This is a genomic window from Flavobacterium sp. AJR, assembly GCF_002156885.1.
Lineage (GTDB): Bacteria > Bacteroidota > Bacteroidia > Flavobacteriales > Flavobacteriaceae > Flavobacterium.
The window spans coordinates 35056-47395 of sequence record NZ_NCWQ01000006.1 but is presented as its reverse complement, the minus strand read 5'-3'; the positions used below and the strand labels follow the sequence as shown (position 1 = coordinate 47395).

Genomic DNA, 12340 nt, shown 5'->3' with positions numbered 1-12340 from the left:
TACAAAAGTAAAGACGCAGATTAAAACGGATTTTAAAAAAAATTAACCACAACCCGAGCCTGAAAGTACGAACAGACGAAGTAATTGCACTAATTTTCACGAATTAAAAACTTTGCGAAACTTTGCGTAAGTCTTTGCGACCTTTGCGGTAAAATTTTTAGCCACAGATTAAAAGGATTAAAAAGATTGTATGCTTTGCGGTTAATTTTCTGTTACAAACCGTAATCTTGTCACCCTGACGTAGGAAGGGTCTCCGCAAGAAACTCCACAATCTTTATACCTTTTCGATAAAATTTTTCTGCCACAGATTTATACGATTAAAAGGATTCAAAAAAAGATAACCACAAATTTCACAAATTTTCACGAATTAAAACTTTTCAATCTTTGTGGTAAAATTCCCTATCTCTTATAGGTTTATGTTATATTTCTCTAAACGTCGGTATAAAGAACCTCTTGATAATCCTAGTTCTTCAGCTGTTTTACTTATATTATTATTGTTCTTGAGTAACGCTTTTTCGACAGTAGCTTTTTCGACTGTGGAAAGCTGAATATCATCTGGATTTTCGTCATAAGTTGTTATTTCGTTTAAATCCAAATCAGAAACCGTAATGAGATTGTTTTCGCAAAGGATAACAGCGCGTTCTATTTTGTTTTCCATTTCACGGATATTACCTTTCCAAGCGTGCTTTTCGATTTGTTCGAATACTTTTTTGTCAAAAGTAATTTCGTCTCTTCTGTATTTAACAATCATTTTTTCCAAAAGATATTCTGCCAGAGGAATTTTGTCTTCGTTTCGTTCTCGTAATGGCGGCAGCACTATCTCCATCGTATTAATACGATAATACAAGTCTTCTCTAAAGGTTTTATCCTCAACCTCTAGTTTAAGATTTAAATTAGTTGCTGTTATGATGCGTACATTAAGAGGTCTGGCTTTTGTTTCTCCTAATCGGGTTACGGTTTTGGTTTGTATAACCTGCAAGAGTTTAGATTGTAAATGCAGCGGGACATTTCCTATTTCGTCTAAGAAAATAGTTCCGTTCTGAGCCATTTCAAAACGTCCGGGAGTATCAACCTTAGCATCGGTAAAAGCGCCTTTGACATAGCCAAATAATTCACTTTCGAATATATTAGAGTTTAAAGATCCCAAATCGACTGCGATAAATGGATTGTTTTTTCTTTCAGATTGTGTGTAAATATGATGTGCCAAAACAAATTTACCAGTTCCGTTTTCGCCCAAAATCAAAACATTAGCATCGGTTTTTGCCACTTTATCTGCCAATGAATATGCTTTTTTTATAATCTCTGAATTGCCAATAAAGAAATCTTCTGCAGGTTCGTGGTCTTTCAGTTTCTTTTGGTCTTTACGAGATTTATCTACTGCTTGTTTTACAGATTCTAGTAGTTTTTTATTTTCCCATGGTTTTAAGATATAATCAAAAGCACCCGATTTTAAACCTTCTACAGCCGTTTCGACTTTACCAAAAGCCGTCATTAGGATAACAACTGTTTTTGGCGAAAGCGTTTTTATCTCTTTTAATAAATACAAACCTTCTTTTCCGTCCTCAAAACCTATTCTGTAATTCATATCGAGCAAAACTACATCGATGGTGTTTTTTGCCAATAATTCGACGATATTTTTTGGATTATTGAGCGTATAAATGTTCTCAAAATACTTTTTTAAGTACACTTTTGATGCAAAAAGGATGTCTTCCTGGTCATCTATAATCAATATTGAGGCATTTGTCTTTTTCATTCTTGTTCGGTTTTGGACGAAAGGTGTTCAATAATGGACACTTTTAAATTTAGCTTTAAATAAAAACTTAAAAATAAGCTAGTTACATATTTTTAATTTTTGGCATGAAAATCACTTTAAGACTAGTAAATCATCAAGTATGAGAATCATTATTGCTAGTAAATGTAACAAAAATAGATATTTATAGATTATGTTATCAATTATCTTAATTTAGGATCTGTTTTTTACTTCAGCGATACAATTCTTAGACAGAAAAACAAACATCAAAAATCAAATTATTATGATCAAAATTGAAAAGCTTTCTAAAATATTTAGAACTGAAGAAGTAGAGACAAAAGCTTTAAGCGAAATTTCATTAACGGTAAACGAAGGCGATTTTATATCGATCATGGGACCATCTGGAAGCGGAAAATCGACTTTATTAAATATCATCGGATTATTAGACAGTGCTTCTGGTGGAAGTTATGAATTGTTAGGACAGGAAATGATTGGATTAAAAGAGAAATTTGTATCGAAAGCCAGAAAAGAAAACATTGGATTCATTTTTCAGAATTTCAATTTAATCGATGAATTATCGGTTTATGACAATATCGAATTGCCATTAATTTACAACAATGTTCCATCATCAGAAAGAAAGAAAAAAGTAGAGAATATTGCGACTATATTAGGTATTTCTCATCGTTTAAAACATTATCCGCAACAACTTTCGGGAGGACAACAACAACGTGTGGCTGTTGCCAGAGCTTTAATTAATGACCCAAAAATTATTCTTGCCGATGAACCTACAGGAAATCTGGACAGTAAAAACGGTAATGAAGTAATGGAATTATTAACGGATCTTCATGCTAGTGGTTCTACAATTTTAATGGTTACACACTCTGATTATGATGCTTCATTTTCGCAGAGAACCATTTTAATGAAAGACGGTATTGTTCTTTCGGAAAAAAAGAATAATCGAAATGTAGATGTTTTAGTAAGTAACTCAATAAACTAAATCATGCTAAAGAACTGGATCAACGTATTTATTTATCACATCAAAAACAATAAGCTTTTTACGGCTTTGAATGTTTTGGGCTTGGGTATTGGAATTGCAGGTTTAATTTTTGCGATTTTATATTGGAACGACGAACAGAGTTATGACCAATGGAATCCTAATAAAGAAAATGTCTTTTTAGTCGCTAATCAAATGGATGCAACTACCTATTGGGCTTCGAGTTCATCACCAATAGGATCTGCGATACAGGCTGTAAGTCCAGAAGTAGAATCGTACTGTTATTTAAGCGGAAGTTATGATAATGAGATACTGTATTTTAATAATAAAAAAGTGCAATCTGACAAGGTTGTCGTAGCACAAAAAAACTTTTTTGATTATTTCCCTTATGAGTTTATAGAGGGGAATCAAAAAGCTGCATTACCAGATGTAAACAGTATTTGTTTATCGCAAGATCTGGCTATTACCCTTTTTGGAAACGAAACGGCTCTGGGTAAAAAAGTAGTTTTACAGAAAAAAGTTCTGATTGTAAGAGGTGTTTATAAGCTGGATAAAAAATCAGTATATAATCCTTCTTGTGTGGTCAATTTTATGGATGCAAGAGTAAAAGAAACGATTCAGCAATGGGGTAATTTTCAATTTGTTCTGTTGTTAAAATTAAAAAATCCGAACGACCAAAAACGAGTGACTCAAAATCTTCAAAAAATATATTTTGAAAATATGACAGCTCGTTATGCAAAGGATCAAGGTATTAAAATTGAAGAATTTATTAAGAAATTTGGCGAAGTAAAACCCCTTTTAGAACCCTTATCATCTATTCGTTTACATTCAAAAACTGGTAGTTTAATAGAAGCAAAAGGTAATCTTCAATTTTTACTTATTATGGTTGGGTTATCGGTTTTGATCCTACTGTTATCTATTGTAAATTATGTTAATTCGGCAACGGCAAATGCTATAAAAAGGGCTAAAGAAGTTGGAGTTCGCAAAATTATTGGAGCTTCGAAATTCTCTATAATTCAACAATTTATTTTTGAAACTGCTATCATTTCGTTGTTTTCAATTTTAATAGCATTGGTTATTGTCGAGATTTCTTTACCGTATTACAATGCTTTTTTAGAGAAATCACTTGTTTTACAAACTGGACAGTTTTACTCTCAGCTTGTTGTTATATTTTTTGTAACCGTTGTCGTGGCAGGAATATTTCCGGCTATTTATGTTGCTAATTTTGAACCGCTAAAGGTTTTAAAAGGAAATTTTGGGCGAAGTAAAAATGGTATCTGGCTTAGAAACGGAATGCTGATATTTCAATTTGCGGTAGCTACTTTCTTTATTATTGGATCTTATATTGTGTATGAACAAATAGAGCTTATGAACTCAAAAGATTTGGGTTTTAACGGAAAACAAATCCTTAATATCTCTTACAGAAATATTTACGGCGAAGCAATAACTGAAAAAGAACAATTTGCCCGCTACAACAGTATTAAAAACCAATTGCAACATATAAAAGGAGTACAACAAGTTGCAGGAGGAGGCTTTGTTTTTGGAAGCGGGGCAAAATCTGTAATATCATATCATTATAAAGATAAAAATATTGATGGTAGTAATATGCCAATAGATTTTGGACTGTTGGAAATGATGAAAATAAAAATTGTAAAAGGGCGCTATTTGAGTCCGAAATTTGCGCAGGACACCATTACTTCGATGCTAATTAATGAAACTGCCCTAAAATTATTAAATGAAAAAAATCCGATAGGTAAAAAACTAAACTGGAACGGAAATGATGCCATTATTGTTGGGGTTGTAAAAGATTTTAATATCGGAAATCCAGGAGATCCAATACCTCCAATGTCTTTTTTCCATTTTAAAACTGTACCCTGGTTCCCTGGACTTTTGAATAATATTTATATTACAGTCGATCCTAAAACAATGCAGCAAACCATAGCTGATATAGAAAACCTTTGGACAAAAAAAGTAGATACTGAATATCCGTTTTCATACGATTTTGTAGATAAAGAATATAAAAGATCTTATAGTAATTATGTGAAGCAAAAGAATCTTTTCACTTTGTTGAATGTCATTGTTATTATAATTGCACTTTTTGGGTTATTTGCTCTCGCATCGTACTCTATTGAGCGTCGTATGAAGGAAATCGCTATTCGAAAAACACTTGGTGCCGATACAAATGTTTTATTAAAAGAACTTTGTAAACAATATGTTATTTTCAGTATAATAGGTTTTTTAATTGCTTTATTTCCAGTGTATTATTTCCTCAATAAATGGTTGGATAATTTTGCTTACAGAATTAGCATTTCTGTTTATCCTTTTATAATCGGATTTACCGTCTTACTGGTATTAACATTATTAGTTGTACTTACAAGAGCTTATCAGGCAACCAAAATTGATGTTCTAAAATACCTTAAATACGAATAAGATGCTAAAGAACTGGATCAACATATTTATTTATCACATAAAAACCAACAGGCTTTTTACGGCTTTAAATGTTTTAGGATTGAGTATTGGAATTGCTGGATTAATTTTTGCCACTTTGTATTGGAATGAGGAGCACTCTTATGATCAGTGGAATCCAGAGAAAGATAAAATTTATACTGTTCTTAATGATATTGGCGGCGGTAATATTTGGGCTGTAAATTCTGCTGTACCAGCCCCAATCTTAAAATCAACTACCTCAGATTTACAGGATTATTGTTATTTTACAAGTAATTACAATAAAGAAACGATACAATATAACGGTAAAATTGAATTAGTAAATAAGATTTTCTCAGCACAAAGTAGTTTCTTTTCTTTTTTTCCTTTTGAATTTATTCTGGGTAGTGCCAAAAGTGCACTTCATGATCGTAATAGCATTGCTATATCTGAAGAGCTAGCTTCTCGTTTGTTTAAAAATGAAAATCCAATGGGCAAACAGGTTAAATATGCTGGCAATTTTTTCGTTGTTCGTGGTGTATATAGTTTATCTCAAAAATCATCCGTAATGCCTGCTGCAATTACAACTATAATTGAAGAAGAGTTGGAAAAAAAGAAGGATAGTTGGGGATTAAATTTCGGATTAATGCTAAAGCTAAAAAAGCAAAGTGATACAACTGCTATACTCAAAAGTCTGAATCATATCTATATTGAAAATAACTTTAAAAAACAGGCTAAGGAAGAAGGAATAACCTATGAAGCTTTTTTAAAGTTATATGGCGAACAGGTAAAACCAAAATTGCTTCCGTTTTCCAGCTCGAGACTTAATCAGGGAAATTGTCCTTTTCCGGAAGGAACTGCGAACCTTCAGTTTTTAAAAATCTTAATGGGGTTATCAATACTTATTTTGCTGTTGTCTATTGTAAATTATATTAATCTTGCTACCGCAAATGCTATAAAACGTGCTAAAGAGGTAGGGGTAAGGAAAATAGTAGGCGCTACAAAATTGCAAATTATTATTCAATTTGTATTTGAGACAACCTTAATTACGCTTTTTTCATTTTTATTGGCATTGGTAATGGTAGAACTTTCATTACCTTTTTATAATTCACTTTTAGAAAAAAATCTGGTTCTTGAAGGTGCTCAATTTTATTTGCAATTAATATTGATTTTTATAATTGTTATTCTGGTTGCCGGAGTTTTGCCTGCTATTTATGTCTCAAATTTTGAGCCTTTGAAGGTTTTAAAGGGAAATTTTTCTCGTAGTAAAAGTGGGATTTGGCTTAGAAACAGTATGCTGGTTTTACAATTTGCTATAGCTACATTTTTTATCATTGGTTCACTTATAGTTTATCAGCAGGTAAATTATATGGCAAATAAGGACTTAGGTTTTAAAGGTGCTCAGGTTATGGATATTTCTTTTAAGCCTAAAAAAGGAAGAAACCAATTTGAAAGATACAAGACAATAAAACAAGAGCTTTTAAAAATAAAAGGCGTTCAGGCTGTTTCTGCGGGAGTATTTTCTATTGGATCCAATGTTAACTCGTGGTCAGGAATGCATTATAAAGATAATAAAGAAGTTATAACGCAACAAATGGCAATTGATTTTGGAATGATGGATGTTTTAGGTGTACGAATAATTAAAGGAAGGGATTTAACAAATAAAATTGCGTCGGATAGCATTAGTAACGTTCTACTGAATGAAGCTGCTGCTAAAACATTGCAGGAAAAAGACCCTATTAATAAAGAAATCATTTGGGAAAACAGAAAATTAAAAGTAGTCGGAATTGTAAAAGATTTTAATTATTTTGGACTGCAAAATAAAATTGCACCAATGGTTTTTATGCACATTACAGCATTCGACTGGGTGCAAAAAGATTTACTTAATATTTCGGTGAAAATTGCACCACAAGATATGCCTAAAACGATTGATGCCATAGATAAATTCTGGAAATCAAAAGTAGATGCTGAATATCCTTTTGAATTCAATTTTGTAGATAGAAGTTTCGCCCGAACTTATAAAGATTATCAAAATCAAAGTCAATTATTTTCGTTCTTAAATGTCATTGTTATTCTTATTGCCGTATTTGGATTATTTGCCTTGGCTTCTTTCTCTATGGAACGTAGATTACGCGAAATTGCTATCAGGAAAACACTAGGAGCAGAGACTAATGTTTTACTCAAAGAATTATCTAAGCAATATGTAATCTTCTGCGTAATAGGATTTATAATAGGGATTATTCCAGCGTATTTCTTATTGCAACAATGGCTCGACTATTTTGCTTTTAGAATTAATATTCAGATATTTCCGTTTGTAGTTGCCTTTATGTCTTTATTATTTTTAACACTAACTATTGTTTTGGCAAAAGCATATCAGGTTACTAAAATTGATATTTTGAGGTACTTGAAATATGAGTAGTTTTTTAGGGTCAGAGGTTTTTTTTAGGTTCAGAGGTGCAAAGGGACAAAGGGACAAAGTTTTTTAAGATTGAGTTTAAAATCTATAAAATAGAATATATGCTCAATTGTTTTCTTCGTAGTCTTGTCACTCTGAGCGTAGTCGAAGAGCCATAATGAGTTTCGACTAAGTTTATCCTTAACGAACTCTTGTTGCGCATAAAATAGGACGCGGATGACACGGATTTACTTCGTAAAGACGCAGATAAAAACGGATTTTTTTCTTTTTCTTATTTTTAAAAAATCCGTCTTTTTCCGCGTTTTCGCGATAGCGAATCCGTGTCATCCGCGTCCAAACTTTTTAGATGGGGTTATACTCTAAGAGAGCTACGGAATCCTCTTACGGCATAGTATGAATCGGCACCGTTATGGTATATAAAGATAGTATCGTAACGAAAATCGGCAAAGATAGCACCACCGAGTTTTCTTATCTCCACTGGGGTTTGTATCCAACTGGATGTTTTTGTATCAAATTTTCCGAGTTTATGTAATTCCCGATATTCTTCTTCGTTTAAGATAGTAACGTCCATAGTTGTTGCCATATTAATAGCACTATTTTTTGGCTTGTGTTCTTTTCTTGCTTCTAGTGCTACATGGTCGTAACAAATGCTTCTGCGACCTTTTGGGGTTTCGGCTGAGCAATCGTAAAAAATGTATTCGTCGGTGCTTTTATCATGCCCTACAACATCGGGTTCTCCACCAGTTTCTTCCATTTCATTAAGCGACCATAATTTTTCGGGATTGGCTTCTAGCTTGGCTTGTATTTTGACCCATTCAAGACTTTCGTGACGGGTCTTATTTTTTTCAAAACGAGTTTTTAATAGGTCAAGAAGTTCTTCTTGTTGTTTTGGGGATAATTCTTTTTTCATTTTATTTCTTGATTAAAAATTAAACTAAAATGGTTTTTCTGTCTGTAGGTCTGTAATACCAAGATATGGCAGTTAGAACAAGTAATAATATTGGTCCAAAATATTCTTTGGCACCATCACCGCTTGCAAAATGAGAAAATACTGCACCCGACATTGCAAAAACGAAACCTGCATATGCCCATTCTTTTAATAACGGAAGTTTAGGGATAAGAATTGTTATAACACCTAATATTTTCCAAACACCTAGTATGGTCAAAAAATACAGTGGATAACCTAAATGTGCCATCATATCGGCCTCTTCTTTTAGTTTTAATACTTGTACTATTCCAGTTGATAACATTCCTAATGCTAGCCAGAGTGTAGCAATCCAATAGATAATTTTATTTCTCTTTGTCATAATATGTTATTTTAATTTGTTAGCAATGTCTTGTAATCTGTTGTGAGCCATATTTATGCCTTGGGCAAAAGGTAGTTTGAGCATTTGATCTCGAAGTTCAACCGATTTATATATGATATGTATGTCTAGTTTACTTGTATTGTCTGTAAGTTTTTCAAATTCTAAGAATTCAAGTTGTACAGCAAATGGCGTGTTTTCCATTTCAAACGTTCGTGTGATTATTTGGTTGGGAACAAACTCATGAATGGTGCCATTGGCTTGAAATACTACATTTCCGTTAGCGTCGCTTGTTTGATATTGCCAACTGCCGTGTTTTTTATTTTCGAGTTTCAGTACTTTGGTTCCCATCCATTGTGCTACAATTTCGGGTTCGGTGTAGGCTTTAAAAAGCAATTCCAGAGGCAAATCAAATTCTCGTGTAATTACTATTTCCTGTTTACCATTTTCGGCATTGATTTTTGTTTTTTTCTCCATGTTAGATAATGTCTTTATAGTTTTTCATTATTGTTTCTAATTTATTAAATCGGTCTTCCCACATTTGGCGGAATGGCTCGATAAAGTCGGATACGTCTTTCATCTTTTTGGGATTAAGGTGATAATAAATTTCTCTTCCGTTTTGTTCTTGTTTCAGTAATTCGCACTCTGTGAGTATTTGTATGTGTTTAGAAATAGTTTGTCTCGATGAGTCAAAATTTGCTGCTATTGCACCAGGAGTCATTGCCTGTATTGCAACTAGACTTAATATTGCCCTGCGAGTAGGGTCGGCTATTGCCTGAAATACATCTCTACGAATTTCCATTTTGCAGTTATTTGACTGCTAATATAGTGCAGTTATTTGACTGCGCAAAATTTTTTCTGATATTTTTTTAGTTAATTGTTTGATTACTAAAGGTAATAAGCGTTTTTTGGTTGGTTTTTCTGCCACAGCTTGCACAGATTAAAAGGATTTAAAACAAATGTTAGCCTAATTATTTGCAGTAAATTCTCGTATCGGTAGGATCAAAGCTTTGTGACCTTTGCGCATAACTCTTGCGCTCTTTGCGGTTAAATTCTCGCCACAGATTACACAGATTAAATGGATTTAAAACACGTATTATCACCCATGAATTTCGAGCTACTCATAAAGTTGTTGTTATAGAGGAAAAGAAAAAAAATAAACCAAACCAAACCTCGTCAGAAATGATGATGTTTTTTTATATGTTAGAATGACCTAAATCATCCCCGATGTTCTTTAATCCTGAGCTTGTTTTTTTGGAGGATGCTTAATTATGCGATGATATAAAAAAACGAAATAATTGACAGATTTATCCTGTATATGCTTGATATAAAGGATTATAACATGGCAATGTTAGAACATTAAAACAGAGTGTAATAACTTGTTTTACAGTGTTATATGGTAAATTTGGTAGGTAAAAGAGTCCCCGAATTTTTACTTAAAAACTTTGCATTTATGTACTACTGTAAAAATTTAAAAAATGAAAACATTATATCCATCCGCTATAATTTTAGGCCTTTGTTTTTTTGTTTCCTCTTTTGGGAGATATGAAAAAAATGACTTAAATGAGATTAAAATTGCTACATATTCTAATGGTCAAATTACAAATGATAATGACCGTTTAGTAGACAAGGAAGTTTTAAATGATTTTTTCGAAAGATATCCTGATTTTAAAAAATATCAAAACGATGTTGTCTTATTATACAAAAACAGATCGTATGGAACGATTTGGTATGATAGAAATAAAATCACTGAATTTGGAAATTTATTATATCAAAAATTAAAAGTTACAGATGAAGAAGGAATACAAATTACTATTCCTTATGAAAATGCAATTGACCAAATTTTTGATAAAAAATCAAAACAAAAACCTTCTATAACTGATACCGATATGCTGTTAAGTACTGCTTATATCATTTATATGAGTAATGTATATGGAGGACTTGACGAGGCTGCTGTAAAAAAAACTGGTTGGCTTTTGCCTAAAAAAAAGATATCCTATGATACTTTATTAGATTCTTTAATATCTAAACCTACGTTATTAGAGGTAAATGGAGAACTTCTTTTTGATCAATATTATAAACTTCAGGAAGCGCTAAAAAAATACAGAAAAATAGAACAAGATAATACTTGGCAACCTATTATCACAGACATTCCTTATAATGATTTGAGACCAGACGCAACTTCGGCAACCATTGGACAAGTCAGGACACGATTATTTGTAATGGGAGATTTAAAGAGTGACTCAAAAAGTAATTTTTACGATCAGGAATTAATGGATGGTGTTATGAAATATAAATTACGTAACGGTTTTAAACCAAACTACATTATTTCTGAAGTTCATATCAAAGAAATGAATATTCCAATTACTGATAAAATAAAAACGTTGATGGTTAATATGGAGCGTTGTAGATGGATTTCTCCTAATCTAGTAAAAGATAAAGAGTATATTATGGTAAATATCCCTTCTTTTGAATTGATTTATGTAAGAAACGGAAAAGTTGAATTGCTTTCTAAAGTTTTTGTAGGAACGGTACTGACTAAAACCACCATTTTTAGCGGAAGTATTGATAAAATTGTTTTTAGTCCCTATTGGACTATACCACAAAGTATTGTAGAAAATGAATTGAAGTCAAAAATTGCTTCTGATAAAAATTATTTGGCTGATCATAATATAGAAATGGTAAATGATCAGTTGAGACAAAAGCCAGGTCCGAGCAATTCGTTGGGATTAGTGAAATTTATCTTTCCCAATTCAGATGATATTTATATGCATGATACGCCATCTAAAACGTTATTTGATTTTGAAAAAAGAACTTTTAGCCATGGTTGTATAAATATGAGCAAAGCCAAAGAATTAGCTGTTGCCATGCTGAAAGATTATCCGGAATGGACACAAGAAAGAATAGATAAGGCTATGGATGGGACAGAAGAAATAACATTTAAATTACCTAGTAAAGTTCCAATTTATATTTGCTATTTTACTGCATGGGTAAAAGATTCGGGCGAAGTTAGCTTCTTTCAGGATGTTTATGACCAAGATGCAGATTTGGATAAAATTCTTTTCCCTCTAGTTGAAATATGATAGTATTTTGAAATGCCATGTATTAAGATACAAGTTGTTTAGAACAAATAAAAACACTAAAAAAAGCTCTCATTTTGAGAGTTTTTTTATGACATTCTAAGTCCCAGAGGGACGATCATATTTATAGAAATTCACAAATTCATTTTACAAATCCCATTGGGGTGACATACATAGTAATTGGAAAAAAGAGATCAAATAGCGCTACGCTGTAGCTTTAACACTAGATTCTAAAAAAATGCTATAAATATTTATGCTCCTAGCCCAGATAATAGCGGCATCCTTTTTATCTCGTTTTTTTCGAGATAAAAAGATATAGCGGATAGCTGGAAAAAGCTCCAAATTTGGCTAAAATGTCTTTTGGGTTTCGGT

9 protein-coding genes are annotated in these 12340 nt (G+C 32.3%); 4 read left to right on the top strand and 5 right to left on the bottom strand.

Going from position 1 to position 12340, the window contains the following annotated elements; genetic code table 11:
- Window positions 1–406 precede the first annotated feature (406 nt).
- Entirely contained in the window at window positions 407–1753 is a 1347-nt protein-coding gene (locus B8T70_RS02800) for a sigma-54 dependent transcriptional regulator (RefSeq protein ID WP_086893841.1), read from the bottom strand.
- A 280-nt stretch (window positions 1754–2033) separates the two neighbouring features.
- Between B8T70_RS02800 and B8T70_RS02795 the strand changes: the two genes are divergently transcribed.
- Genes B8T70_RS02795 through B8T70_RS02785 form a run of 3 tightly spaced genes read left to right on the top strand, consistent with a single transcriptional unit; the run spans window position 2034 to window position 7587 of the window.
- Window positions 2034–2747 (top strand): ABC transporter ATP-binding protein, encoded by a 714-nt coding sequence (locus B8T70_RS02795; protein WP_086893840.1) that lies wholly within the window; start codon window positions 2034–2036, stop codon window positions 2745–2747.
- Between the two features lie 3 nt (window positions 2748–2750).
- Window positions 2751–5174: an ABC transporter permease gene (locus B8T70_RS02790; RefSeq protein ID WP_086893839.1), complete on the top strand. Its 2424-nt coding sequence runs from the start codon at window positions 2751–2753 to the stop codon at window positions 5172–5174.
- A gap of 1 nt (window position 5175) precedes the next feature.
- A complete protein-coding gene (locus B8T70_RS02785) occupies window positions 5176–7587 on the top strand; it encodes an ABC transporter permease (RefSeq protein WP_086893838.1) in 2412 nt (803 codons plus the stop codon).
- 349 nt (window positions 7588–7936) lie between these two features.
- Here B8T70_RS02785 and B8T70_RS02780 read toward each other — a convergent pair whose 3' ends face one another.
- Genes B8T70_RS02780 through B8T70_RS02765 form a run of 4 tightly spaced genes read right to left on the bottom strand, consistent with a single transcriptional unit; the run spans window position 7937 to window position 9690 of the window.
- Window positions 7937–8494: a DUF4256 domain-containing protein gene (locus B8T70_RS02780; protein WP_086893837.1), complete on the bottom strand. Its 558-nt coding sequence runs from the start codon at window positions 8492–8494 to the stop codon at window positions 7937–7939.
- A 19-nt stretch (window positions 8495–8513) separates the two neighbouring features.
- Window positions 8514–8891 carry a DoxX family protein gene (locus B8T70_RS02775; RefSeq protein ID WP_086893836.1) on the bottom strand — a complete coding sequence of 126 codons (378 nt, stop codon included), beginning with the start codon at window positions 8889–8891 and terminating at the stop codon, window positions 8514–8516.
- Between the two features lie 6 nt (window positions 8892–8897).
- Entirely contained in the window at window positions 8898–9365 is a 468-nt protein-coding gene (locus tag B8T70_RS02770) for an SRPBCC domain-containing protein (RefSeq protein WP_086893835.1), read from the bottom strand.
- Window position 9366: 1 nt separating this feature from the next.
- The gene (locus tag B8T70_RS02765) at window positions 9367–9690 is read right to left on the bottom strand and encodes a helix-turn-helix transcriptional regulator (RefSeq protein ID WP_039118253.1); all 324 of its coding nucleotides are present in this window, start codon (window positions 9688–9690) and stop codon (window positions 9367–9369) included.
- A gap of 676 nt (window positions 9691–10366) precedes the next feature.
- Here B8T70_RS02765 and B8T70_RS02760 point away from each other — a divergent pair.
- On the top strand, window positions 10367–11971 hold the full coding sequence (locus tag B8T70_RS02760; RefSeq protein WP_086893834.1) for a murein L,D-transpeptidase: 1605 nt from the start codon (window positions 10367–10369) through the stop codon (window positions 11969–11971).
- Window positions 11972–12340 lie beyond the last annotated feature (369 nt).